General features: G+C 53.2%; 25 protein-coding genes. 12 read left to right on the top strand and 13 right to left on the bottom strand.

The genetic code is table 11. The features are described 5' to 3' along the window. Positions 1 to 114: 114 nt before the first annotated feature. Complete coding sequence (locus tag IMCC3135_RS04520) at positions 115 to 975, bottom strand: RNA-guided endonuclease InsQ/TnpB family protein (RefSeq protein WP_236994744.1); 861 nt, start codon at positions 973 to 975, stop codon at positions 115 to 117. A 233-nt stretch (positions 976 to 1208) separates the two neighbouring features. On the opposite strand from IMCC3135_RS04520, the gene IMCC3135_RS04515 reads away from it, so the two are divergent. Next, positions 1209 to 2066 (top strand): aldo/keto reductase family protein, encoded by an 858-nt coding sequence (locus IMCC3135_RS04515; RefSeq protein WP_157735760.1) that lies wholly within the window; start codon positions 1209 to 1211, stop codon positions 2064 to 2066. 28 nt (positions 2067 to 2094) lie between these two features. On the opposite strand, the gene IMCC3135_RS04510 is transcribed toward IMCC3135_RS04515, so the two are convergent. After that, complete coding sequence (locus IMCC3135_RS04510; RefSeq protein WP_157735759.1) at positions 2095 to 3492, bottom strand: MATE family efflux transporter; 1398 nt, start codon at positions 3490 to 3492, stop codon at positions 2095 to 2097. 177 nt (positions 3493 to 3669) lie between these two features. Here IMCC3135_RS04510 and IMCC3135_RS04505 point away from each other — a divergent pair, with 177 nt between their 5' ends. After that, positions 3670 to 4572: a cation diffusion facilitator family transporter gene (locus tag IMCC3135_RS04505; RefSeq protein WP_205737905.1), complete on the top strand. Its 903-nt coding sequence runs from the start codon at positions 3670 to 3672 to the stop codon at positions 4570 to 4572. A 5-nt stretch (positions 4573 to 4577) separates the two neighbouring features. Here the strand turns inward: IMCC3135_RS04505 and IMCC3135_RS04500 are convergent, their stop codons facing one another. The 5 genes from IMCC3135_RS04500 to rpe all read right to left on the bottom strand — a co-directional run bounded on the left by IMCC3135_RS04500 (position 4578) and on the right by rpe (position 10523). Beyond that, the gene (locus IMCC3135_RS04500) at positions 4578 to 5666 is read right to left on the bottom strand and encodes an ABC transporter ATP-binding protein (RefSeq protein ID WP_088916510.1); all 1089 of its coding nucleotides are present in this window, start codon (positions 5664 to 5666) and stop codon (positions 4578 to 4580) included. Positions 5667 to 5687: 21 nt separating this feature from the next. Continuing rightward, positions 5688 to 7889 carry an ABC transporter permease gene (locus tag IMCC3135_RS04495; protein ID WP_088916509.1) on the bottom strand — a complete coding sequence of 734 codons (2202 nt, stop codon included), beginning with the start codon at positions 7887 to 7889 and terminating at the stop codon, positions 5688 to 5690. Between the two features lie 51 nt (positions 7890 to 7940). Beyond that, positions 7941 to 8972 carry an ABC transporter substrate-binding protein gene (locus IMCC3135_RS04490; RefSeq protein WP_088916508.1) on the bottom strand — a complete coding sequence of 344 codons (1032 nt, stop codon included), beginning with the start codon at positions 8970 to 8972 and terminating at the stop codon, positions 7941 to 7943. A 149-nt stretch (positions 8973 to 9121) separates the two neighbouring features. Then, positions 9122 to 9859: a phosphoglycolate phosphatase gene (locus IMCC3135_RS04485; RefSeq protein WP_205737904.1), complete on the bottom strand. Its 738-nt coding sequence runs from the start codon at positions 9857 to 9859 to the stop codon at positions 9122 to 9124. After that, positions 9846 to 10523, bottom strand: coding sequence for a ribulose-phosphate 3-epimerase (gene rpe / locus IMCC3135_RS04480; protein WP_088916506.1), 678 nt, complete (start codon positions 10521 to 10523; stop codon positions 9846 to 9848). Before rpe ends, IMCC3135_RS04485 begins: the two co-directional genes overlap by 14 nt. Before the next feature lie 216 nt (positions 10524 to 10739). Between rpe and IMCC3135_RS04475 the strand changes: the two genes are divergently transcribed. The 3 genes from IMCC3135_RS04475 (at position 10740) to IMCC3135_RS04465 (ending at position 12616) form a co-directional block, all read left to right on the top strand. After that, positions 10740 to 11018 carry a ribbon-helix-helix domain-containing protein gene (locus IMCC3135_RS04475; RefSeq protein WP_088916505.1) on the top strand — a complete coding sequence of 93 codons (279 nt, stop codon included), beginning with the start codon at positions 10740 to 10742 and terminating at the stop codon, positions 11016 to 11018. Positions 11019 to 11133: 115 nt separating this feature from the next. Beyond that, on the top strand, positions 11134 to 11529 hold the full coding sequence (locus tag IMCC3135_RS04470) for a VOC family protein (protein WP_088916504.1): 396 nt from the start codon (positions 11134 to 11136) through the stop codon (positions 11527 to 11529). A gap of 118 nt (positions 11530 to 11647) precedes the next feature. Next, entirely contained in the window at positions 11648 to 12616 is a 969-nt protein-coding gene (locus IMCC3135_RS04465; RefSeq protein WP_088916503.1) for an aldo/keto reductase, read from the top strand. Positions 12617 to 12639: 23 nt separating this feature from the next. On the opposite strand, the gene IMCC3135_RS04460 is transcribed toward IMCC3135_RS04465, so the two are convergent. Continuing rightward, complete coding sequence (locus IMCC3135_RS04460; protein ID WP_088916502.1) at positions 12640 to 12870, bottom strand: lipopolysaccharide assembly protein LapA domain-containing protein; 231 nt, start codon at positions 12868 to 12870, stop codon at positions 12640 to 12642. Positions 12871 to 13100: 230 nt separating this feature from the next. On the opposite strand from IMCC3135_RS04460, the gene IMCC3135_RS04455 reads away from it, so the two are divergent. Further along, positions 13101 to 13304: a transposase gene (locus IMCC3135_RS04455; protein WP_088916501.1), complete on the top strand. Its 204-nt coding sequence runs from the start codon at positions 13101 to 13103 to the stop codon at positions 13302 to 13304. 84 nt (positions 13305 to 13388) lie between these two features. Here IMCC3135_RS04455 and tnpC read toward each other — a convergent pair whose 3' ends face one another. Continuing rightward, positions 13389 to 14864, bottom strand: a complete 1476-nt coding sequence (tnpC, locus tag IMCC3135_RS04450) for an IS66 family transposase (RefSeq protein ID WP_088916500.1) — start codon at positions 14862 to 14864, stop codon at positions 13389 to 13391. Between the two features lie 90 nt (positions 14865 to 14954). On the opposite strand from tnpC, the gene IMCC3135_RS04445 reads away from it, so the two are divergent. The 3 genes from IMCC3135_RS04445 to IMCC3135_RS34660 all read left to right on the top strand — a co-directional run bounded on the left by IMCC3135_RS04445 (position 14955) and on the right by IMCC3135_RS34660 (position 16157). Beyond that, positions 14955 to 15233, top strand: coding sequence for an IS66 family transposase (locus tag IMCC3135_RS04445; RefSeq protein ID WP_088916499.1), 279 nt, complete (start codon positions 14955 to 14957; stop codon positions 15231 to 15233). Between the two features lie 72 nt (positions 15234 to 15305). Then, positions 15306 to 15671 carry an IS66 family transposase gene (locus tag IMCC3135_RS04440; protein WP_088916498.1) on the top strand — a complete coding sequence of 122 codons (366 nt, stop codon included), beginning with the start codon at positions 15306 to 15308 and terminating at the stop codon, positions 15669 to 15671. 174 nt (positions 15672 to 15845) lie between these two features. After that, a complete protein-coding gene (locus IMCC3135_RS34660; RefSeq protein WP_088916497.1) occupies positions 15846 to 16157 on the top strand; it encodes a hypothetical protein in 312 nt (103 codons plus the stop codon). A 72-nt stretch (positions 16158 to 16229) separates the two neighbouring features. On the opposite strand, the gene IMCC3135_RS34930 is transcribed toward IMCC3135_RS34660, so the two are convergent. Continuing rightward, positions 16230 to 16739: a DinB family protein gene (locus IMCC3135_RS34930; protein ID WP_088916496.1), complete on the bottom strand. Its 510-nt coding sequence runs from the start codon at positions 16737 to 16739 to the stop codon at positions 16230 to 16232. 222 nt (positions 16740 to 16961) lie between these two features. On the opposite strand from IMCC3135_RS34930, the gene IMCC3135_RS04425 reads away from it, so the two are divergent. Together IMCC3135_RS04425 and IMCC3135_RS04420 are read left to right on the top strand one after the other, a co-directional pair. Then, positions 16962 to 18302, top strand: a complete 1341-nt coding sequence (locus tag IMCC3135_RS04425; protein WP_088916495.1) for an ISNCY family transposase — start codon at positions 16962 to 16964, stop codon at positions 18300 to 18302. A 326-nt stretch (positions 18303 to 18628) separates the two neighbouring features. Next, a complete protein-coding gene (locus IMCC3135_RS04420) occupies positions 18629 to 19867 on the top strand; it encodes an RNA-guided endonuclease InsQ/TnpB family protein (protein ID WP_088916494.1) in 1239 nt (412 codons plus the stop codon). A gap of 92 nt (positions 19868 to 19959) precedes the next feature. Here the strand turns inward: IMCC3135_RS04420 and IMCC3135_RS04415 are convergent, their stop codons facing one another. The 3 genes from IMCC3135_RS04415 to IMCC3135_RS04405 form a co-directional block, all read right to left on the bottom strand. Then, positions 19960 to 22263: a fatty acid cis/trans isomerase gene (locus IMCC3135_RS04415; protein WP_157735757.1), complete on the bottom strand. Its 2304-nt coding sequence runs from the start codon at positions 22261 to 22263 to the stop codon at positions 19960 to 19962. Positions 22264 to 22456: 193 nt separating this feature from the next. After that, positions 22457 to 23935: a PepSY-associated TM helix domain-containing protein gene (locus IMCC3135_RS04410; RefSeq protein WP_205737902.1), complete on the bottom strand. Its 1479-nt coding sequence runs from the start codon at positions 23933 to 23935 to the stop codon at positions 22457 to 22459. Between the two features lie 161 nt (positions 23936 to 24096). Next, the gene (locus IMCC3135_RS04405; RefSeq protein ID WP_157735756.1) at positions 24097 to 24495 is read right to left on the bottom strand and encodes a hypothetical protein; all 399 of its coding nucleotides are present in this window, start codon (positions 24493 to 24495) and stop codon (positions 24097 to 24099) included. Positions 24496 to 24679: 184 nt separating this feature from the next. Here IMCC3135_RS04405 and IMCC3135_RS04400 point away from each other — a divergent pair, with 184 nt between their 5' ends. Continuing rightward, positions 24680 to 25684: a YHYH protein gene (locus IMCC3135_RS04400; protein WP_088916490.1), complete on the top strand. Its 1005-nt coding sequence runs from the start codon at positions 24680 to 24682 to the stop codon at positions 25682 to 25684. Positions 25685 to 25729 lie beyond the last annotated feature (45 nt).

Genomic DNA, 25729 nt, shown 5'->3' with positions numbered 1-25729 from the left:
ATCGTGCCACTGCCGCCTCTGGAAATGAGGACCACTGCAGGTTTAAACTGGCAGCCTACTCACCGGACTTATAGCTGTTGACATCCTCCTCTCCCTAAAGAAAAAGGATTCCCACTAAGGAGCGCAATGTCCTGCGCCGAGACGGAGAATATTTCGAGCCGCGTTAACGTCACGATCATGCTGAACACCACATTCAACACATTGCCAGTCTCTTACCGAAAGAGCTCTTATTCCCTGCGGTCCGCACAGGCTTCCGCATTCGGAGCACGCTCGCGTGGTATAGGCTTCATTGATTTCTCGATAGACAATACCGGCCTGCTGGCTCTTGTAATCGAGCATTGTCTTGAAGCTGGCCCAGCTTGCGTCAAGCGCAGACTTGGCCATCGTGGTTTTTGTCAGCTTCGAACTACTGACATCTCCCACGTAGATCTCGCCGCATCGATTGACCAGATTGCGGCTGAATTGCCCCTTGGGACACGTGCGATCAACCGAGACACAGATGCAAAAATACCATCGACCGCGAGCATCCTCAGTGAAACAACCTGCCCTGAATTTGTAATTGGCAAGACCGAAGCTGTCCCATACCTTGAAGTGAGAACCTGCAAAGAAGACCTGCCCGTGTTTCCAGTGAGCTGCCCGAGCCTTGAAGGGCACCCATCCCAACGAGCGTTTATCGCCAAAGCTCTTGCGCCACCTCAGCTTGCGACGCTTTGCCGAGAAGCGTTTGCTGGCGTAATGTTCGGCCGTTTCCTGAATCGTACTGCTGCCAATGTGCTCGAACTGCTTCGAGGCACCAACCGTGTAAGTAGAGAAGTCAAATCCGGACATCCACCGACCACGCTCCCGAATCATACGATCAGACAGCTCGTTGCAGTAGTTCCATACCTGATTGACTTCAGTCGCCATGCTGCGCAAAAGCGGCGCGTGGCGATCTTTTACCCTGACTTTGAGAACCTTGATGCATGTTGATTTCACAGCTCTATTGTATAACCGTTCCGCCCCCATTCACCCAGAAGGGTCAACAATCACTGGCTATATATACAGCACTCCAATTCCTCCCCGCCCTGAACGACGGGGTATCCTTGGAATTGAAGGGATGAAAACCATTCTAGGCACCATGACCTTCAGTGATCAGGTTGATATCGACACCGCTAGCCAGATGGTGAAGTCATTTCGGGTAGCCGGTCATCAGGAACTGGACACCGCCTTTGTCTATAAGCAAGGGTCAGACGGAGACATTGCTGGGAAAACTGCAGCAACGCGGCGAGCTGGCGGGCACGATGATGGCCAGCAAAGCCAACCCATCGGCGCCCGGTGGCCTGAGTCCGACATCCATAAACGAGCAGTTGAGCACCTCACTGGAACGCCTCAACATGAGCTCTCTGGACCTTTACTACCTGCACTCACCCGACTTGGATGTGCCTATCAGGGACAGCCTGCGAGCGGTGGCCAGCCTGCATTGGCAAGGCAAGTTCGTCCGCTTCGGTCTGAGTAACTACGCCGCCTGGCAAGTGGCCGAAATCGTTGAAATCTGCCGCGCAGAGGAATGGATTCAACCCACCGTTTATCAAGGCATGTACAACGCACTGACCCGCGATGTTGAACGCGAGCTGTTTCCTTGCCTGAGTAACTACGGCATCGCTTTTCATGCCTACAACCCACTGGCAGGAGGACTGTTATCCGGCAAGTACCAAACCGTCGACTCGCTCCCCACCAGCGGTCGCTTCGCCAGTGCTAACGGATACCAGAATCGCTATTGGAAGCCGGCCTACTTTGATGTCATCAACCGCATGACCGAGCTCAGCCGCGCGGAAGGTATTGAACCTGCCGTCGCTGCCATACGCTGGCTACGACATCACTCCGAGCTGGCAACGCTAGACAGAGCCCTTGCCCAGCAATCCGCAGGGCTGCAACACGGTATTATCCTGGGCGCCAGTTCGATGCAACATTTTGAACAGAACATGCAGGCAACAACGGAAGGATCGTTGCCCGCCGACCTGGTTGAGGCCTTTGAAGAGGGCTGGGAGCAAGTGCGACCAGCGTGCATCAAGTATTTTCGCCCCTGAACCAGTCAGCTAGTTACGCTGACAAAGCTCAGCTGCCACTGGCTGCCAGTAGTTTCAAACGATTCCTGAGCCGCAGGCCCAGCAATAGAGAGGCTACTGTCAGACCAGTAATCAGGCCGTACCACAAGCCATAGGCTCCCAGCTCCAGTACGTGCGCGCAAAAAACACCAAATCCGAAGGCGATGACCCAATAGGAAAAGGCATTGATAAGCATGGGCACACGCGTATCGTGCAGCCCGCGCAACGCCCCGATCAGCATGATCTGCGAGGCGTCTGACAGCTGGAATATAGCGCTCAGTATCAGCAGACTGGCGGCAAAATGCTGCAGTTCGACATCGGCCGAGTAGACGCTCGCAATCTGATAACGAAACAAGATGAGAATCGATGCGGTCATTACCGCCATGCCAATCGTCAGCACCGCACCGCTGGCTATACGCAATTGCACGGGAGCCACTCGCCCCAGACCCGCCACCCGTCCGATACGAGCGGTCAATGCGAACGACATGCCCAACGGCAACATGAAACAGAAGGCTGTGGCACTGATGGCGATCTGATGCGCACCCGCCTCCACCAGACCGATCATGCCCATCTGCACGGAGGTGGCGACAAACAGGCCGGCCTCGAACAACATGCCCAAAAAGATGGGAATGGACAGCGACAGCATGGGGCCAATCTGCGACCAGTCCGGTTTGTCGAAGCGCGCAAACAATTCAAAGCGGGCGAAACGTTTGCCACGCAGTAACAAAAGCAGCGCCAGAGCCATACTGATGTTGACCAGGGTCGTAGCCAGACCAATACCGAACAAACCGAGTTCGGGCAAGCCCCACAAACCCAGGCCCAGACCCATGCTGGCAACCACGTTGACCAACAGCCCCATGAACGTCACCAGCAGTACAGGGCGCGTCAGATTAGTGGCCTCGCAGACATTGCGAGCTGCCATGACTAATGCAAAGAACGGCAGACTCCAGCTAGCACCCACCAGATATTGACGAATTAACGGCGGCAGCTCAGGCTCGAACGGGAAACGATGCACATTCGCGGCAACCAATAGCAGCACGACCAGCGCAAACAGGCCCGTCACCAGACCCAGCCACAGGCCCTGCCGGAAAACAGCCCCTACAAAGGCTCGACGCCGGTCACCAATAAGGCGCGAAAGTGTCGGAGACAAGCCAGCCATGAGACCGATACACGCAAGCGATACGACAAACCACAGACTTCCACCGATACCGCCGGCGGCCAGCTCGCCACGACCAATGCGACCGGCAACAATGGCATCAATCAGGCCGTTACCAATCTGCAGCAGTTGCGCACCGATCAAAGGCAGGCCCAACCGCAGGGTTCGGCGCAGATCTGCGCGCAGGGCGGCATTACTCCACCAGTTGAACAGTCCCACGCCGGGATTTTGTAGTGGATCAGGTACAGACAAGACACTAGCCCCGAGAATTAAGACATATGAACAAAAAATGCAACAGGCAAAATACGTGCGGCATGATCAGCCCGGCAAACAGCACTCTAGTGTATAGGCAAAGCAGCTATTCGGGTATGACATGCAGTTTGAGACAGGCGGTACCGCTTCCTTTACCATGCCCCCTTGAACTCGACGATGAACATTCCCGTGCAAGATACCGACAATAGCGCCATGGTGCGCAAAATTGCTCTTCGCACCATCACAGCGGGCCTGTTCCTCAATTTCACGCTGGCTCTGATCAAGGGCGTCGCGGGAGTATTCGGGAATTCCTATGCGCTGATAGCCGATGCCATAGAGTCCATGACTGATGCCTTCTCCTCCCTACTGCTGTTTTTCGGGCTACAGTTTGCCATGCGACCGGCCGACGATAATCACCCGTATGGACATGGTCGCGCTGAAGCCTTGCTGACTTTCGTGGTGGTTGCCCTACTGCTAGGCGCTGCATCGCTTATCGCGGTTCAAAGCATCGAGCACATTCGCACACCTCACTCACCACCGGCGGCATGGACACTTCTGGTTCTGGGCCTGGTGATTGCCGTCAAGGAATATGCATTCCGCCATGTTTCTCATCAGGGCGATACCACACGCAGCACCACTCTCAAGGCCGATGCCTGGCATCATCGCAGCGATGCCATTACCTCACTAGCCGCCTTCATCGGTATTGCCATCGCCTTGGTCATGGGGGACGGCTGGGAAGACGCCGATGATTGGGCCGCCCTGGTCGCTGCGGCTGTCATTGTCATCAATGCCTACCTGATCTTTCGTCCGGCTCTGGGCGAACTCATGGATGAGCAGTTTCACGACGATCTGATTCAGGACATACGCCAGATTGCGGTGAATCACAGCGGCGTCATCGATACGGAAAAATGCTTCGTCAGAAAATGCGGTGTTGCCCACTACGTCGATCTGCACCTGGTCATCAACGGTGATATCAGCGTCCGCAAGGGCCATGACATTGCACATCAGGTCAAGACCGACCTGGTGACCAAGCTGCCCGCACTGACCGATGTACTGATACACGTTGAACCTTCTGATTAACGCAGTCAGGCTGCCAACAGCACTGGACCGCAAGAACGAAAGCGTATCATCACGGTGCTGCCCACCGGATGAGTTCGATCAACATCGTCGCTGGTAGCAAACCATTCACCGTGTGCCAGGCGTATGACATATTCCATGTGATTGCCCACGTAGGTTGACTTCACCACCTGCGCTACCAGTCCATCCGCTACCTGCCCTTCCAGCAGTTCGATACGATTTGGCCTTACTGCAAGTCTGGCAGCACCCGGAGCCAAACCTCTGGAGGGTAAACGCAACTCGACGCCTTCCAGATGCAGAAGCGCCAGACCACTGTCGGCGGCATCAATCGATTCGATGTTCACATCGACCAGATTGGCCTCACCGATAAAGTCTGCTACAAAACTGTCAGCAGGTTCTTCGTACAATTGACGAGGCGTCCCTGTCTGGGCAATGCTGGCGTTGCGCATCACGATGATGCGATCAGACACCGCCAGGGCTTCTTCCTGATCATGAGTCACATAAACAACCGTCAACCCCAGAGATGTCTGCAGCTCCCTGATCTCTTCGCGTACCTGACGACGCAGCTTGGCATCCAGATTGGACAAGGGTTCGTCGAACAACAGAACCTGTGGCTCCAGCACCAAGGCCCGGGCAACCGCTACCCGCTGCTGCTGGCCACCTGACAATTCACTAGGCAGGCGCTCACCGTAGCCTGCCAGACCCACCAGCTCCAGACCGGCCATGGCCCGATCGCGTACTTCAGCCTTTTTCATGCGCGACACTCGCAAACCATAGGAGACGTTTTCGAACACTGTCATATGCGGAAACAGCGCGTAGGACTGGAACACCATGGAGACATCCCGATCGGTGGCTGGCAACCGAGTCACATCGGCATCACCGATCAGAATGCTGCCGCTCGTCGCCATCTCCAGACCTGCGATCATGCGCAGTGTTGTCGTTTTGCCACAGCCAGAGGGACCTAACAGCGTGACCAGCTCACCGGCCTTCACTGAGAGAGAGACATCGTCCACCGCCTTGACGCTGCCGCCATACACCTTGCTGACCTGCTTGAACTCGACAGAGGCCGCTTTGCTTTTGATGGTTGAAGAATGCATGCAATAGACCTGTAAGCGCGGTTATCGAAGGGTGGTGGCAGGCATACGTTCCGGAGAACGTCTGCTGGTTGTCGATTTACCGACCAGCAACTGCATCAGTGCAATGACAATGAGCATAACGACAATCAGGGTCGTACTGTAGGCAATCGCAATACCGTAATCGTTGTTCTCCACCCGACCGATGATGTAGCTGGTTGCCATATTGTGCTCGGCACTAACCAGAAAGATGACGGCACTGATGGCTGTCATGGCGCGCACGAAACTGAAGACCAGAGCCGCCAGAATGGCAGGCCGCATCAGCGGCAGAATCACTTCTCTGAAGGTGCGCCAGGTATTGGCGCCCAGTGTCAGCGAAGCTTCATCGAGACTCTTGTCCAACTGGGACATGGAGGCAATTCCTGCACGCACACCCACCGGCATATTACGAAAAATGAAGCTGATAACCAGAATGACGCCGGTACCAGTCAGTTCCAGCGGAGGCACATTGAACGCCAGAATATAGGCAACCCCGATGACCGTTCCGGGTATGGCAAAACTGAGCATGGTGCCAAATTCAAACGCACTTTTACCCTTGAAATTCTGTCGCACCAGCAAGTAGGCCGTCACCAGGCCGACCGCTGCGGTCAATGGCGCAGCCGTTGCCGCAATCTTCAACGTGGTCCAGAACGAATCCCAGGCAGAGCCACGCCAGTTGATGCCATTCTCGCCTAACGTGACCTCAAAGGCTGTGATGTAGTGTTTGAAGGTCAGCGTATGGTCCAGCCCCCACAACTCAACAAAACCACCATAGACAATCATGCCGTACACCACCAGTGTGAACGTGCCCCATACCGTCACCAGAAAATAGCAGGGAAACATCACCCGCTTGGGCAGCGCGGCAGGTACACCACCATCGCCCTTGCCCGTCTTGGTGGTATAGGACTTCTTGCCCAACCAGCGACGCTGTGCGTAGAACGCTGTCAGCGTGAATATCAATAGCACGATAGCCAGTACCGCCGCCTTGCCCTGATCATTCTGGGCACCCACGATGGCAAAGAAGATTTCGGTGGAGAGCACATCAAAATTTCCACCCAGCACCAGAGGGTTGCCAAAGTCAGCCATGCTCTCGATAAACCCCAACAGGAAGGCATTGGCCAGCCCCGGTCTCATCAATGGCAGTGACACGGTCATGAACGTTTGCCAGCGACTGGCTCGCAACGTCTGCGAGGCTTCTTCCATGGAGGGAGAAATCCCTTCCACGACACCGATCAGAACCAGGAAGGCGATGGGCGTAAACGAGAGCAGCTGCGCGATGAGCACACCGGGCATGCCATAGACCCAGCGACTGGGCTGTAAACCAAATAGCTCTGCGACAAACTGGGTAACCGTACCTGATAAACCAAAAAGCAGAATGATGGCCAGGCCGATGACAAACGGCGGCGTGATGATCGGTAGAACGGTCAGTGGCCGCAATAGGTGCGCCTGTCTGAAACCGGAGCGCGTGGCAACCAGGGCAAACACCAGCCCCAGTAGCGTTGTCGTTGCGCCCACCACCAAGGCCAGCGACAGAGAGTTCCAGGCGACACCACAGCTTCTGGAAGAGCTCAGGCAATACAGTCCCCAGATCTTGTCGTCCAGGAATTTACTGAAAAATACCAGCAATGAATAATGTCCATCGCCATCCTGCAGTGCGCTGGACAGCATGTACATGACCGGCAGGAAAATAAACACCCCCACCATGGCCATGACGAAGCCGATAGCCCCCACCACAAATACATCGCCGTTAACGGCACCACGGGCCGCAATGCCGGTGGTCAGGTAAAACAGAAAACTGCAACCCAACAGCAGGGTGCCGTAACCAAAACCAAATTGCCGATCATCCAGCTCGCCAAACACAGCCAGAAGCCACTGCGCATTCCAGCCGCGAATACCTATCGCAAAACCCTGAACGAGCAGATAGCCCAGGCCCAGGCCTCCGGCCAGACACAGAATACGACTGAACTGCGAATGGTTCTTGTCGTGAAACAAGACCGCGACGGGCATGACAAGGAACACCGCCAGCGGCGCTAACCAGAGCTTCTCACCCTGAAGCAGCAGAAACAGAGCCGGCGCATAGTCTGTATCGAAGGGGTAACCATCGAACAGCCATTCAAAACTCCACAAACCCTCATCCAGCACATACCAGGGTAGCAGGCAAAAGCCTGCCACCCCGACCAGCAGCCAGATCGCGATTGTCCGGTTCATAGGCATATCGCAGTCATGAGCGTGGGAAAATCAATCGTTGCAACAGATCGCTTACTGTGGAATGACGGAGACCTCGTCGTCCCATTTCTTCAGTAGGCGCTTGCGCTCATCGGAAGACCCGTATTTCACAAAGTCATAGTCGATCAGCGTCAGGCTATCCATATCAGGGGCCATCGGCGAGCTCTCGGCCGCCTTGTTGGACATGACCTGGAAGGCATTGACTTCCAGAGCACGAGTTTGCACATCGGCCTGTAATGCCCAGTCATAGAACTTCTGGGCATTCTCCGGGTTGCGGGCACCCTTGATGATACTCATGCCACCAATCTCATAACCGGTCCCTTCACACGGCGCTACCACCTTGATAGGAAAGCCTGAGACTGCCTGGGCAACCGCATCATGCATGAAGACAATACCAATCGTATTCTCGCCACGGGCTGCCGCCTTGATGGGGGCTGATCCGGATTTTGTATACTGGTTGATATTTTTATGCAGGCCTTTCATGAACTCGAAGCCTTCTTCTTCACCAAACAATTGCACGATGGTGGCCAGTGTGGTGTAGGCCGTTCCTGATGAATTCGGGTTGGCCATCTGCACGTGCCCCTTGTACTCGGGCTTTAGCAGATCCTTCCAGCAAGCCGGCACTGGCAAATTGTTGGCTTCGAGTACTTCCTCGTTATAGCCATATCCCAGAGCACCAGAATAGATACCGATGGTGGCATCACCGGCGGACTCTGCCTGCTTGATGGCCCAATCATGCAGCTCTCCACGCATGGGCGATACGTACGGCTCCAGAAGGCCTTCTTCAGCAGCCTGCAGGTGTGGATCACCGGTGCCGCCCCACCAGATATCACCCTTAGGGTTATTGGACTCGGCCTTGATCTGGGCCATGACCTCACCCGAAGACTTGCGAGTCATGTTGACCTTGATACCGGTCTCTTCTTCAAATCCTGTGGCCATCAACTGGCACCAGTCTTCTTGCGCACTACAATAGTAGGTCAGCTTCTCTGCTGCCATGGCGTGACCGGACAGTGCGCCTAACAAGGCGATAGTTGTAGTACTCAAAGCGGTAAAGGTACGTTTCATTCGGTGGTTTCCTCCCAGTGGTACGGATCTGATTGATACAGCCAGATGCGTGTTGAAAGGTCGTTGCCTGACTCGTACACGCCCGGACATCATGACAGATTGGAATACTCGTCACCAGTCGAATTACCAACTCGGGATGCCACTACGAATTATGTAGTAGTCCAGACATCTCCCAGACTCTGAAGTACCTCAGGCAATTCCTTAAAAGAATCCACAACTACACCTGGAGCCAACGACGGATCCAGCTCTCTGACCGGCACACCATGGTTATAGCCATAACTGACTCCCACCGAATGAAAGCCTGCAGCGCGAGCCGCCTTGAAGTCATGAATCGAATCGCCAATGAGTACACTATTTACAGCTGATGCCTTGCATAAGCTGGCTGCCAGCAACAGTGCTTCTGGATCGGGCTTGGCCGCAGCCACATCATCACCCCCGATCTTGTGAGCGAAGAACTGATCGATCTGCAACTGCTCTATCAGCATATTGGCAAAGAAAGACGCCTTGTTGGTCACCATGACCAGCGGAATATCTTGTGACGCCATCCAGAGCAATCCTTCGCGAACATCCGGATACAGCGTTGAATAGCGGCCTATGGTTTCAGCATAGGCCTGCTTGAAACCCGACAAGGCATCCTCGAAGAGTACCGGCTCGGCTTCCTTGAGCATATCCCCCGTCAAGGCCCGATGAACCAGCCGCTCGATGCCGTTTCCTACCCAGCCACGCACCTGCTGCTCACTGGATGCATCGAGCGACAAACCGGCTTGCATGGCAATCACCGCTTCATGCATGTCCTTGACCGAATCCACCAAAGTGCCATCAAGATCGATGGCAATCAGCTCAATCCCCTGCACTCTTCCCGCTGAGGAAGAATCAGACTTTCTCAAGCTCGCCTCGCATGGCATCGATGACGTATTTGTAGTCAGGCTGATTGAAGATCGCACTACCTGCTACAAAGGTATCAGCACCTGCTGATGCCACGCGTGAGATGTTATCCACCTTGATGCCGCCATCCACTTCCAGGCGGATATCGCGACCAGTTGCATCAATCAGTTTGCGTGTGGCTTCAATTTTTCTGAGTGTGTGATCAATAAAGCTTTGTCCACCGAATCCCGGATTGACGCTCATCAGCAGAATGATGTCTACCTTGTCGATGGTCCATTCCAGAATGTCCAGCGGCATAGCCGGGTTGAACACCAGGCCGGCCTTGCAGCCAGCATCACGAATCAGCTGCAGGGTACGATCCACATGCCGCTCGGCATCCGGATGAAATGTGATCAGATCGGCACCTGCCTTGGCGAACGCCATGGCCAGCTCATCAACGGGTTGAACCATCAGATGCACATCCAGCGGTACAGCCTCACCGGTGGGCGTCACGCAATGCGGCTTGATGGCGGCGGCAACCGCCGGGCCGATGGTGAGGTTGGGCACGTAATGGTTGTCCATTACGTCGAAGTGAATCCAGTCGGCACCGGATGCGATGACATTACGGACCTCGGCCCCCAGCTCGGCAAAATCAGCTGACAGGATGGAGGGTGCAATTCTGAACATGGGAATTCCTCTGAAAACGGACCGTGTCTGAGCTGGGTAATTAGGGCCAGTAAGGTACAAGCTCAAGCCCTGTCAAACCCACTGTCTCAGCCGGTGCCCTACTATATCGAACTTGGCGACTAGCTGGCGCTCCGTAAGCCGCCACCTGTGCAGGTGACCTGCCCAATATTTGGCGCTACACTGAATCCCCATCGTCAACATGGCTTCGTGGTTCCCATGTGCGAAATATTTGCAGGTCAGAAGCGCAGCAACTATCAGTATCAGACCCGCTCGATCAGACTCAACGGGCAATGCACCAGCGTTCGCCTGGAGTTCAAGTTCTGGAAAATTCTTGATCAGATCGCTGAAAACGAATCAATCTCCACCCCGCAATTCATCTCCAAGGTGCACACCGAAGTGATAGCGCTGCATGGAGAATCAAGCAACTTTGCATCACTGCTGCGATGTGCCTGTCTGGTCTATCTGGAACAACAGGCCGAGATAGCTGTCGCCTGATGCCTCGCCTCCTCAGCGCTACAAGTATTTTGTCCAAGTGGTATCCAGATAACACCTGACGGTACACTGGCAACCCCTACCATGAACGATATTTACCTTAATCAGGAGTTGTCCCTTGGCCAAAGCCATCCATTCAATGGTTCGTGTGCTTGATGAGCAGCGATCCGTCGATTTCTATCAGCAGGCCTTTGGCCTGTCCATCGCAGAGCGATTGGACTTCGACACATTCACGCTCGTCTATCTGAGCAATGAGGAGAACAGCTTCGAGCTGGAGCTGACTATCAATAAAGACAACAAGGAAGCCTACGATCTGGGCAATGGCTACGGCCATCTTGCGCTCTGTGTTGAGGATCTTGACAGCGAACACGAACGTTTCAAGACACTTGGCTTTGCCCCTCGTGACATTGTCGAATTCAATCGCGATGGTGCTTTGTTCGCCAAGTTCTTCTTCGTCAACGACCCTGATGGCTACGCCATCGAGGTGCTTCAACATCACGGACGCTTTAAATAATGTGAAGTCTGGGGCGTATTCCAAGAGTAGTACTGTCTATGCATTTGGACGCCCCCCCATTCACACAGGTATGCTCTGCACGATAGCTTTTTTTTTGTAACTCACTGGACGCCGAGCAATGATAGACAAAAAAACGATCCTGGGAAATTCCGGACTGGCAATTCCGACGCTCTGCTTCGGCACATCGGGCCTGGGTGACATGCCCAACACTTACGGCTACAACACACCCGAAGATCGCGCCTACGCGACCATAGATTACATCCTCAACAGCGACTATCCGTTTCTGGATACCTCCCGCAACTATGGGGACGGCAGAAGCGAGGAGCGTATCGGCCATGTGATCAAAGCCATGGGCGGTCTGCCTGAGGGCGCTATTCTGGCAACCAAACTGGACCGGGACATGCAGACTGGGCGTTTTGATGCGGCCCGGGCACGCGAATCCCTGGAGCAGAGCCTGGAGACCATGAACGTCTCCCGAGTTGATCTGCTGCACTTGCATGACCCGGAACATGCCGCCTCAGTAGATGAAATCACATCTGCAAACGGCGCACTTCCCGAACTATTCAAGATGAAGGAGGAAGGCTTGTGTCAGGCCATCGGACTGGCTGCCGGCAATGTCGATGTCATGATGCCCTTGTTGCGGGATTGGGACTTCGATGCACTGATCAGCCATAACCGCTATACCCTGGTCAATCACAATGCCAACGAGATGTTCAACCTTGCCACGGCACGCGGCATCAGTATTCTCAACGCGGCACCCTACGCAGGTGGCGTGCTGGCCAAAGGCACGGTGGAGCACCCTCGTTATGTGTATCAGAAGGCCAGCGATAACATGCTTGATCCCGTGCGTCATATAGAAGCCCTGTGTGCAGAGCATATGGTTCCCATCGGCGCACTGGCACTGCAATTTTCGATGAAGGACCCACGCATCGCCTCTACCATCTGTGGTGTGACTCACCCCGAACGGGTTGATCAGACACTGGGCTGGGCACAGGCAGACATTCCTGACGCCCTGTGGCTTGAACTGGCCACACTGATACCTTCTTATGATGACCCGGAAGCCTCCAGAGTGTATAAACCGGGATAACGCGCTACAACGGCAAGATGTACTCATGAGTTTTTAGGTTTGCATTTGAAAACATCGCCCAATGTACGGGCACTCCAGCCGATAAATACCCCGACCAGAAGCACTATGGAAATCAGTACTGAGCGAGGTATCTCAAACCGCCAGCGCAAAAAATGTATATCAACCAGGCCAACATTTTGCGCACCAAAAATCAGCACTAACAGGAACAGAATCATCGAGATACCCACTCGGGCGCGTAAATGTCTTGTGTTCATTGATAGGTGTGTGCAACGTCGATGCTGACATCATCGACGAAACTTATAATCAAGTAAAACTATATATAGTTGTTGTTTTGATAAATATATTTTATCAATCTATTTGCGTAACTACTATTCGATATCCCGCCGATCAAGATCGAGGCGACCGAGCATCGTGCACAGATTAAGGTATGCCCGTGTTGCCAGAGTCGCAACAAAGCCGCCTTTCCTAAAACGTCAACCAGTCAGTGCAATACGGCACCGAGGTTCAGGGCGTAGTGTCCTATCTGAGTCAGTATCAGATGCTGCCTTACGCACGACTCAAAGAGGCGATGGCGGACCTGTTCCAGATTCATCTTAGCGAAGGGACTGTGAATAATATCCTGACCCGTGCCTACCATCATCTGGAGCAATTCGATTCCTGGGTCAAAGATATGGCCGGCCCACTTTGACGAAAGCGGTCTGCGCGTGGGCAAGCAGCTGCAGTAACCGTTCACGGTCCTGCATGCGGGGTGTAGGAACCGCAACTGATTCTTTCAGCTAGTCGCTAACCGAGGCGCATCAAACGGGAAGCGCACTTTCACCTCGCCCTCAATCATCGACTGGTGACACGCGATGCGGATAAACTGATAGCTTGAGATCCCTATCCGTTGTGCAGTGCCCACGATGCTCAGTATCAAAGGACGAAACTGATCGCCTTGATACGATTGAGTGGCAAAACTCAACTTGCGCCAGATCACATAGGGCCGAAGCGCACGCTCAGCGCTATTGTTGTCTAGCGGGATTCTGTGATCTTTGAGAAAGGTCCAACACATCGATTCTCGCTTGAGAAGATGTTGGCATTGACGTTTGGTTCGCCCATCGATTCGTAGCCGGGCACCTCGCTCCAGCGTCTGGTGAAAGCTGCGGCGTAGTCGCTGCATTCGCCGGTAATAAACGGCCTCGTCGATGAGTTGATCTTGCCATCGATGTCGGGTGCGGATAACCGCGTGGGCAAGTAATAAAAGTCGGCGTCCGATCTTGCCGCCATTGCTTACCCGTCCAGCAATATCGATGAATTTTCGAATCAGGTGCGGCCAACACAGTTGACGACGACTTTCCGGTACACGGTTATAACCCACGTAGTCATCAGTGACCAAATACCCTGTGAATTCGCCTAACAGCCTATCGGCAGCCTCTTTGCCGCGCGAGGCCTGTGTCAGGAAATAGCAAGCTTGCACACACACTAACGACCACAGCCAACGGCACTCATTGCCGCGAAAATGCCGTGTTTCATCGGCATGCGCCACGGGTTGTTGGCGAACAAAATCGCCAATCTGTCGGTACGGGTCGCCTAATGCGCTCGTCGCTTTTGCCTGAGCCTGAGAGAGGGCACCGAGACTGAAATGCAACTGCCAGTGCTCAACCAGATAATCCTGAATATTACGAATCGACAAATGATAACGCCCGGACAGATGAGCGATAAGTGCCACCAGATTGGGGCCCATCTGCCCCGAAGGCACGCTATCGGGAGTCTGGGCGCAATGATGTTTGCCACACCCGTTGCATTGCCCACCGAACAGCTGATGCTCAATCACTGAAAAACGCACCACCGGGATATCAAACACCTGGTGACGACAGCGTGGCTCGGGATCGACAAAAATAGAGCCACCACAGCCACAGGCCGCGGTCGGAAAATAGCGCTGAATCTGATCGACATCACTTTCGGGTACCAGCGGGCGTTCGTGCTTTTCATGACCCGGCTGCGCACCCTTTCGTTTTGTAGATCTGGGTTTCTTTTTTCGGTTGGCTCGTTGCGAGGTGGAGTCTGAAGAGGGTGGACGGGAGGAGTTACGCGAGCTTTTGCCCATGCGTTCGTTCAGCTCTCGAATCTGTTCAACAAGCTCCTCATTTTGCGCTTTAAGATCTGAGACTATCGATTCTAACTGACCGACCACACCCCATAATTGCTCGATCTGAGTGCGAGCCTCATCAAGCGTTTGGGGTGGATTTGATAGATGAGGATCGGGCACGATGATGGCTAATAAACTCGCAGGGCCTTTTCTTCAGAATAGCCTACATAGTCAGAAAACGCTATTCCAACGCTGTGAACGCTTACGCAGCTGCAGTGGCTGCATGTGGCCGCCACCGAGCACGCGACCTATTACCGTCGGCACCTCAAACGTGGGCATGAGGCGATGATGGAGATGGGCATACTTGACGGATTCAAGGGATACGCGGTACATGACTGCTGGGCCAGCTATTTCCGCTTCGCCATCCTTCATGTGCTGTGTGGCGCTCACTTTCTGCGTGAGCTCATCCATGCTCATGAGCAGCATCAACAGATGCTGGGCCTAGAAGTTGATCACCTGCCTGCTGGGCGCCAAGAAGGAGACCGATGAGGCTCGGGTCAAGGGAGCCTTAATGCTCGATGAGTCTCGCATTAACCACTACGATCGACGCTACAATCGGATATTGCGCGAGGGGCGCGCCGAACTGCCGGTGGTGCCAATTTCAACGACAAAGAAGCGGGGCGAGCCAAACAACACAAGGTGAAGAACCTGCATGATCGGCTATTCAGATACAAGGCTGAAACGCTCGCATTTCTCTATGATCTGACGCTGCCATTTGATAATAATCTGGCCGAGCGTGATGTGCGAATGATCAAGGCCAAACTAAAGATATCGGGCTGCTTTCGTTCCGAGCAAGGTGCGGACATCTTTTGTCGGATTCGTAGCTACATTTCCACGGCGAAAAAACAGGGCCGCAATGTACTTGATTCCCTGCGCGAAAGCTTCCAAGGTCAGGCCTTCAATCCAGCTATCGTATCAGTGGGCTGAGTAGTTATCAATTTTCCTTAAATAGAAGCCGCTATTTTGGGGCTAACAGCTGGAAGAAATACTCCAGGTGGGATTTGCGCTCGGACTTATATTCCAATGAGACGTTCAGTGATATTTTTTCGAGTAGTATCATGTCAACCCTGTTGCGTACCAACCATATGAGAATATTTTGACATGAGTGATTCATTATTCTTGGCTGTTATTAACTTTCCGATCTATTATATTTCCATGTTTATATGTTTGAAATTACACTGGATTAATTTACCAACTCAAGGTAAACGGACCTTCTTCTACATAATTATTATTTCGATCATTTTTGTAACTGCGAACTCCATGCTTGCCTCGTTAGGTTTTGGTAGTGGAAAAAGTTTTACGGACTGGCAGAATACGTTGCTGTGTAGTTTCTGGGCTGGCGGTCTGTCTGTTTTTCTTACCCAGATTTTCATCTGGATAGAAGTAGCCATACGTAAGCGTACTGATCAATGAATCTCTGATATTGGCGCCCACTGGGCCGGGCTACCTACGAAGGCTTCTCGTTCGATACCGCGAATGCAGCTTTTAGCTCTCTTCCCCAATCCGCACCAGCAAATCAGTCACCCCACAATCAACTCCCAACTGATTCAGTAACACCGTCACCTGCCCTCTATGATGTGTCTGATGATTGAAAAAGTGCAACATCAAAGAGCCGAACGGCTTTTGGAATGCAATGTCTTTCGTATTCCGATAGGCCAATAGCTGCTCATAGTCAGCCTCTTTCGCTTCCTTGACAAAAGCCAGGATCATCTCATCCATACCCTGCCTTGCCTGACGTAGCTGCTGAAAGTCTTCATACAACACCTCATCAAGCGTGCTCATTGTCGGTTTATTCAGCAAGGGCTCTAGTGCTGAAAATCGGCCTGGATGATGAGCAAACCGCTGCAACCAGATGGTATCGGCAACCAGCAGATGATTGAAGGTACCCAATAGCGAGCAAAAAAAGGCTCCCCTGTCTTCAGCCAGAACAGCTGGCGGCAACGTGGATGCAGCCTCATACAGACTTTCGTTCATCCAGCGGTTGTAATCGCCCATCAGTTGGAACTGCTTTACCCCAACGCGCGGAAAGCCTCGTCCTTCAGGGCGGGGATGGATAGCGCTAGAGGCGGAGCCTCTTTTTCGTCTAGCTCGTGCCTGTCCTGAAACTCCTAAATGATTGATTTGGCAGGAATTCCTACACGGCAGATGTAAAAAATCCTCTTGGTTTTGGTATGTTTGAGTTGCGACACAAAAACCTACCACCAAGAGGATTCCCGCATGCGAGAGACCCGCAATGCTCAAAGCAGTATATTCGATTTCTATGCGGAGCACGAGCACGCCCAGCAGCTGCGGGGATTGTCTGAATTGTTGGACGAACACCCGATCGCTCTCACGCTGATCGAGCGAGATTTTAACCAGAAGAATGTTGCGAAAACGGGCGCCTGTGGGCTGAGCCTGGAAAGCATTTTTCGTTGTCTGCTTCTCAAACGCATACTGCGTGTCAGCTACCGACAACTGTCGTTTCATTTGTCTGATTCACCCAGCTACCGCGCTTTTGCTCGATTACGTTCTGGGCATTCGCCGAGCAAATCAGTCTTGCAAAACACTATCCGAGTAGTGAGCGCCGAGACCTTGAGTCAGATCAATCAGCAGTTTGTATTGCACTGGGCTATTGAAGGGGAACTGTCTTTGGATACTGTTCGCATTGACAGTACAGTGACTGATAGCAATATTGCGAAACCGTTGGATAGTGGGCTGTTGAATGACGGTGTTCGAGTATTGAGCAGAATGATGGCGAACAGTGCGAAAAGAACGGGCGTCAAGCATCGATTCACGGATCAACGCAAAAAATCAAAATCGCTGTCTTTTCAGATATTCCACGCGAAAAAGCCTGTGAAATACGCGCTTTATCCCAAATTTCTGATGTGTGTTGCGCTGACATTGAAACAAATTGAGAGGGCGATTGAGAAAATTCGCCAAGAATCGATCTACCTTGATGCCGCTACGATATGGTGCGAAAAAGCAGAGCACTATCGCTCACTATTGTTAAGGGTGGTTGATCAAACGCAGCGCCGTGTTTTCCAAGAAGAGACCGTGCCGGCTTCAGAGAAAATAGTCTCTCTGTTTGAGCCACACACGGACATCATTGTCAAAACCAGCAGAGATGTCCAATATGGCCACAAAATCAACTTGGCCACTCAGGCCGACGGTTTTGTGACCTACCTGAATATCGAAAACGGTAATCCATCGGATAAATCCCTGTTCATGCCGGTGTTGGAAGCAAGCGAAAAAGACTACGGCTGCCTGCCTGGTGAAACGGTGGCTGATGGTGGCTATGCGAGTCAGGCCAATGTCCAGCTGGGCCGAGAAAAGGGAGTTGATCGAACCGTGTTCAACAAGCGTTGCGGGCTGGGCTACCACCAGATGGGGGTAAAGAGAAAAACCTTCGATAGACTGCGTAACTTTCGCGCGGGTATCGAGGGCAATATCTCCGAACTCAAGCGTGCACTGGGGATGGGCAAAGCCAAGTGGAAAGGCTACGACGGTTTTGTTGCGTATGTCTGGTCCTCAGCACTGAGCTACAATCTGGTGAGGATGGTTCGCTTCAGTTCAGCCTGAACTTCCTCGCAGGGACTTTTAGTGACGAAAACGACTTGCCGCTGACAAGTCTGTGTCGAGCCGTGGTCGCCAATCGGGCATAAACGTGGTTATTTGCGGTAAACCGGCGCTTTTGCCTGACTTATTGACGTGCGGAGTCTCTTCTTAGTTATGCAGAAATGCGATTCTGGTAGTAACACTCAAATCAACTGTTTCAGGACAGGCACTAGCTCGAAGATTTTCCTGATTCGATAGTAATAATACATCCTCTAATAGCTGTTTATAAATACAGTATTTAATGGGTATCTGTGGCATACTCTCTATCGGTCCAGTGTATTATTCAGTCCATGGAACGTCTACAAGCCTTCAAGTTCGAGCTACGCCCCAATGGTGAACAAACCCGCCAGCTGTGGCAGTTTGCAGGCTGTTCCCGGTTTGTCTACAACAAGGCATTGGCACTTCAGCAAGAGAACCATAAGGCCGAACTGAAGTACATCAGCTATGTCCAGATGTGCAAGAGCCTGACAACCTGGCGTAAAGATCAAGCCACACTGTGGCTTCAACTAGCACCCGCTCAAACGTTGCAGCAATCGCTGAAAGATCTTGATCGGGCCTATCAGAACTTCTTTTCCAAACGCGCTGCTTTCCCCTCGTACAAAAAGAAAGGCCGCGGGAATAGCTTTCGCTTCCCCGAGCCCAAACAGTTCAAGCTTGATCAGACCAATAATCGTATTTTTCTACCTAAATTAGGCTGGATGCGCTACCGAAACAGCCGTAATGTCATCGGCACGCTACGCAATATCACCGTCAGTGAGCGAGGCGGTAAATGGTTCTTTTCAATTCAAACTGCGCAACAGGTTGATACTCCTCTACACCCATCCACAACAGCGATTGGTCTTGACTTGGGCATTGCTATTTTTGCCGCACAAAGCGACGGCGTCATTCATTTGCCAAAGAACAGCTTTACACAACTTCAACGACAATTGGCACACGCACAGCGATCGCTGGCTCGTCGGTGCAAGTATTCCCGTAATTGGAAAAAACAGAAAGCAAAAATTGCCCGCCTGTATATTCGAATCGCCAATGTCCGAGCCGACTACCTACATCAGAAATCACACCTCATTTGCAAAAATCACGCGGTGGTGTGTATCGAAGACCTGAAGGTCAGCAATATGTCTCGTTCGGCTTCCGGCACCCGACAAGCTCCAGGAAAAAACGTCAAGGCCAAATCGGGTCTCAATCGAGCAATTCTCGATCAAGGTTGGGGTGAATTCCGTCGACAGTTGGGCTACAAACTCAAGTGGGCGGGTGGTGATTTGATCGTGGTGCCGGCTCAGTACACCAGTCAGCAATGCTCAGGCTGTGGCCATATAGCGCAAGAGAACCGCAAAATTCAAGAGAGCTTCTGCTGTGTCTCTTGTGGGCATGCAGAGAACGCCGATGTTAATGCGGCAAAGAATATCGTAGCGGCGGGACACGCCGTGATGGCCTGTGGAGGGGACGTTAGACCTGAATTGCACGAACATGCAGTTAAGGCAGCCCCAGTGAAGCAGGAACCCACCGAAGCGATTCAGGCATGTGCTTGAACGCCGTAGGAATCCCCTTTTTTTCTTCAGGGAGGGGAGGACGTCAACAGAGACATGTTCAATCAACCTCGTTAATAGCTATAAAAACAGGCTTACCGATTCTCAAGCCTGCTGTAATCCAGAATACCAAACCCGGTCGGATCACTCTCTTTCCACTGTGCATGTAGCTCATCACTCAGTGCCCAGAAATTCGAATTTGATCGACGAATTCCATAATCATCCAGCAGACGTGAATAACTCTGTTCATCGCTGAGTGACAGCACGCTGTCTACAAAGGCTCCGATATCTGCCTCATCAATCTGCATCAGTGCATTGGGATAATAGCCACGAATACCCCGCAGTACGGTCACCGTATTCTCCGCCGGGATCAATTGCTTGGCCTCGTCAAATACCGAGCTCATGTTCAAGTGGGCATCGTTACGAATAATCGAGACATAATCTGACTCATCACCATCGATGCGCAGCAACATCACCTGTGGCAATAATGTGGTTTTCTCGCCTTTGAATGTTTCCAGTGTCGCCAGCTTCTGATCAACGGCCAGATCAGCAGGCTGTATGGCTTCAAGTCGCTCGCCAATCAAACCGTACAGTTCAATCAGAGGCTCATCGGTCTGATAATCAATGCCGGTGAAAGGTACCTTGTCGTAGGATGGGTTGGCCATGTAGTCCAGCGCGCTTTGTGGGGCTCCGCGATACCACTGTTTTCTTATCTGCTTTCGCGTTTCAGCAGGCACGAAATTCAGGAGATTTTTCTCCCCTTGCATACGCAAAAAATCCATATGCATTCTTGAGGTGAGCTGATGCCCCAGGGTTCCGAACACGTCATAGCCTGCCACCAGCAGATAATGAATGCGTTCCAGCAGAGGGTAGTCAATGACCCAGGCTGTGTCCGGTGGCGTCTGGCCCAGCAAGCCATGTTCAACGGCGGCGTAGTTACCGTGACGTAGTACTGTCAAGGCTGCATTGGGGTTCACGCCATTGTCACCGTTCCATAGCAGGTCCACAGAAATATCACGATCAGAGAACCACTGGGTCAGTGCTTCATCACGCGCTTTATGATGCGCGCGTTCAAGCTTTTCGTAGTGCCCCCAGTGCAACAGGGGTGACAGCGCGTTGCTGGAGTCATTGCTATTGGCCAGCGCCAGCTCACCACTCATGGTCGGCAGGAAACTTGCCAGGGCCTCATTCATGGCAGAGTCCGGATCCAGAAACACCACCCAGAATCGATCACGAATAACGCTGACCGCTATCTGACCGCGACAGACGCTGCCGCGAATGTAATTGGCGATCGTGAATCGGGCCTCTTCCAGCATGAACCGGTAACGGCTCTTCATCGGTAAAGCTGCGAAGGTCACGAACGGGTTGGCATTGCTATCCGCCTTGTAGCCCGGCAGCTTGTCAACTGCATAGTCCTTGTCAAAGAACAACGCTTCGAACCGCGCCAGCCTGGCCGCATCGAGCACATAGGGATTATGATTCTTGGCAACGATCGTTTCGCGCTCGGGCATGAGGCGGTAATACACCCGCTCGACACCTGGGTCATCAAACGGCCGCCGTGTGCCGATATACTGAATGGGTTCGCCCGGCGGACTGGCAGAGCGGACCACTCGGAAAAAAGTATTGGCAGAAATGTCAGGAAAATACAGATGTGCAAGATAGAGGTGTTCGTACAAATAGCGTGAAGTCAGACGCCCTTTGTTGGAGTCACGATTCAGGAACAATTCCCAGCGTTCCAGCTCCTCCTGAAATTCTGCCCCAGTTACGACCTTGCTACTGTACGGGGCACCGGTATCCAGCCAGCGCACCAGAATATCCTGCTCTTCATCACTTAATGCCGGTAGTGCGTAAGGCATGCCGCCTTCGGGATGTCGTTCGGCGTAACTATCAAACTCGCTCGCTGTCGGGCACTCGTTCTCACGTCCCAGTCGGACATCGTAGGTATCAGGCAGCACGCCTGACTGCTCTGGTGCTTGCTGGCTCTTCAGGTCCAGAAAGCGCTTGACCAACCCGGCCTGAACATTGCCGTCGCGCTGTTTACCAAGCACATCGAAGAACCCCTTGTCCCGCCAACCGGCAGTAGTCTGCTCATCGACGAACAGACGCGTCGGCTCCGCCGGCAAGATGCGGGTCATGTGATAGACCTGAGACTGAGTCGCACCACGTGCCATGCCTTCAGCAGCCGTTGCCTTGAGCTGACAGGGGGCGTCATAACAGGCATGACAGGCGACACAACGATTGTCGAGAATCGGTTTGACGTCGGTCAGAAAATCCACCCTGTCAATCGCGTCCCCGGGCAGCTCCGCACGCACCTGCCCGACCACCGTCTCAGGTTCACCGATTGGCTGCATTTGCACACAGGCCGTGCCCACAACCATCGCAAACGCGAGGGCCCACATTATTCTAAGGTAACGATGCATCCGTTCTGTCAGCTTCTGCGGGTTCGCTGGCAGTATATCGGTGAATCAGTCACTTATCGCTCGACGAATGTAGCCTGACGTGATGAATTGTGACCTGCCTGTCGATGCAGGCGCACAGCGTGCCGTTGCTGCCTCAAACTGAGCAGGCAGACAACGGCACAATGCAATCAGGTCAGGAAAGTGCCCGTTTGAGCATCGGAACCCGCGATACAATCAAGAAATCGACAAACATCACTACCAGTAAAGCAATACCCGCCATCGGAAAGAACAGGGAAATAGCCAAGCCCGTCAAGGCGGCACCACGCCAATGCGGCATATTGGCAGGCATGGGAGGCGCAACCAGTCGGCCCGCATTCACTGGCCGTCGTTTCCACCACATGATGGCACCGCTGATGCACAGGAAGATCACGGACAGGCAGAACACCGTATTCAGCGCAACGTTCCAGAGACCCAGAGTTCCCATGTGAAAACCCACACCGGCAGCCATGGCCTGACCATAGATCGAATAGTCCTGAAAACCGATATCTGCCAGCACCTTGCCGCTGAACTGATCAACATGAACGGTTCGATCAGTGGTGGCTTCCGTACTATCCGAACTCATTGAATCGCGCGAAATGGTCCAGACACCAGTCTCGCCCTGCGGCAGGTTCAGTTGGAAACGCTGTTCGAATCCCAAGCCTCGGGCGAGTGTTGCAACACTGTCTATATCCACTGGCATAGCAGCCGTCATGACAACTGAGCCAGCATCAGAGCCTGAGGCCGGCATGGGCGTCTGCTCCAGTGCCCAAGGCACCTGCTTGGTACCATCGTGATTCATGCTGGCGTGAATGTCTTCTGATTGTGGCGCTCCATACTTCTCAGCAGGCAACGTGTTCCATGCCTGCACCAGCTTCTCACCCCAGACGCCCGCCCAGGATAGTCCGGTTAACAAGAACACGAATAACAGCAGGGATATCCAAACACCGACACTGACGTGCAGAGATTTCCAGAGGGCCCGCCCCCTGGCTCTGACATTGGGTATCAGCGCTGCCAACAGACCCGTCTTTTTAGGCCACCAGAGGTACAAGCCGGTGGCGATTAGCACCATCGACAAAGAGGCTGCTATTTCTATCAGTCGATCTCCGGTGGTGCCCAGTAACAGGCTGCCATGGATATTGTCGAACAGGTTGTACCAGCTGTTTTCTCTGGATGTCTGATCAAGTACCTGAGCGGTATACGGATTCACTGCAATGCTCAAGGTCTCGTCAGCCGTTTTCATACTGAAAATAGCTGCCAGATCTGGGGATAGCGGCGCAATGTACTGAACCAGTTCACCTTCAGGGACCGCACTTTGCGCGGCGGCGGCTTGCTGAGACACCGCCATTGGCTCACCTTGCATCACAACCGTCATACGTTCGCCGTCTCGGCCAAACAGCGTACTGGTCCATAGCATGGCCATTCCGGTCATGGCCAGAATCAATAAAAATGGAATGACATAAAGACCAGCATAGAAATGCCAGCGCCAGGCAGCCAGGTACAACTTGCTGTGAGACGTGGTTTGAGTCGTGGTTTTAGTCGAAACTTGAGGCGTAACTGGAGGCGGAGGCGTGACTTCAGCGGCGGCAGGCACAAGTTTTTCGGAACTATCTATCGTCGGGGTTTGTGTATTCACGTGTGTTATTCGCAGGCAGATTGCAGACGAGCACAGGCGACACCGGACTACCATTTGCGATTTTTTCAAATGCGCAACAAGGCAGATTCACGCGGTGAAGCGATCAGCTCTGATTCGGGTTTTGGAGATAACAAAGCACCGTTGAATCCGGTGCTGCAACATCAACCCAATGGGGGACCGCGACTGGATACCGCCTGACCAAACCAGCGAGGCTGAGCGGCAACCGCAACCTGGGGAACATCGACTTCACGATTGAACTGCGGATAATCTGCCCGTTGCCAGGCCCGCTGCAGTGCTACAACATCGTGGTCAGTCAGTACGCAATGTGGGGCCACCCACTCTTCGGTAACATCACTGATGATTTCACCTTCGGGTGACACTGTCACACGTAATAGCTGCGCACCCGTACAGATAACCACCGTACGGTAACCATCGCCCCACAGCAAAGACGCTGACAGAGCAATCTTGGGAGCGACCAGAGACAGGACCAGCATCATCGCCACAGCCATGCGTAACAACGCAATGGTCTGTCTTCGATGTCGGCGTGAGAGTCTCATCACGCAATAATAACGCATCGTCCTGCCAATGTTTCATGGCACCTTAAAAACTAACGCCCTCGTTGCCACATCCCTATTCCCTGCACATTCTGCTGTTAATGTCAGACATCTGAACATCATCGCTATCCCTCAGGTATCGCATGCCCTTAAAGACAGCGTTAATTCAACCGAGCCCTGATCCAATCACATGACCTGCAAACACCTTAAAAACATGGGTTTGGCGGGAATGTTCCTGCTGGCGGCCTCCAACGCTAATGCTGATATCGACCTTTCCCGATTCGACGACGGTGCGATACTCAGCAGCCCCGAGATTGTCGAGTGCACTCTTAAAACAGGCGCAACCGCCGAATGCGCTCAATTCCTTGTCAAATACAAACCTGACAACCTCCAGATTGGGCCGTTTTGCCCGCAAACACTGGATGAGACCGGCGGCATCTGGGCCTGGGATGGCGAGGATGCAGGTCTGTACCGTCTGGATCGAGCCTTTTTCGAGATGTTGGCGACGTTGGGATTCGACTTCACCGATGAAGGCGACAACCTCAACATTTCAGACCCTTCCGCGGGTCGACCCGTATCAGATCACACTTGTCTGGAAGCTGCAGAAGATACAACCGTGGAAATGACGGTGCTCATTCCCGTCGCACCACAACAGGCAGAATCGTTAACCGACCTGGGAACCGTCGCCAAGGTGGGTCTGGCTCTGGACGGTGTGCCTATTTTTGCCGATGCTCCCTCAGTACTGCAAACAGGGCATCTGCCAGCACTGGACACCTGCGGTGGCCATATCGACCCGGGTGGCTGGTACCACTGGCACGCAACGGCCACCGATATCAACTCGGTTTTCTCACATGAAAATGTAGATGCTGACTGTGCGCTACCACAATCAAGCAGTGCGCTGTTCGGTTATGCCTTCGATGGCTACGCGATGTATGGCAGCACCGATGCCAATGGCTCATTGCCCACCGACCTGGATGTCTGTAACGGGCATACGGGTGTGACAGAGCAGTCGCAGTCGGGTGAATATCATTACCACGCTACAGCACAGTTTCCCAACCTGCCCGCCTGCCTCTCAGGTGTTCAGGCAGTGAACAATTTTGTCACCACGGCCAAGCAGGGAATCGGTTCCGCCAATGGCATGCCTGGACCGGGTCCTGGTCAAGGTCCTGATCAAGGCCCTCGACCAAAACCCTGAGCAGTGCACCTGATGCGTTCACCGCGCATCAGGTGGAAGTACCCA

Origin of the sequence: Granulosicoccus antarcticus IMCC3135 (assembly GCF_002215215.1) — a bacterium.
Taxonomy (GTDB): Bacteria; Pseudomonadota; Gammaproteobacteria; order Granulosicoccales; family Granulosicoccaceae; genus Granulosicoccus; species Granulosicoccus antarcticus.
Note: the sequence above shows the minus strand (reverse complement) of the source record. Positions and strands in the feature narration are given on the sequence as shown.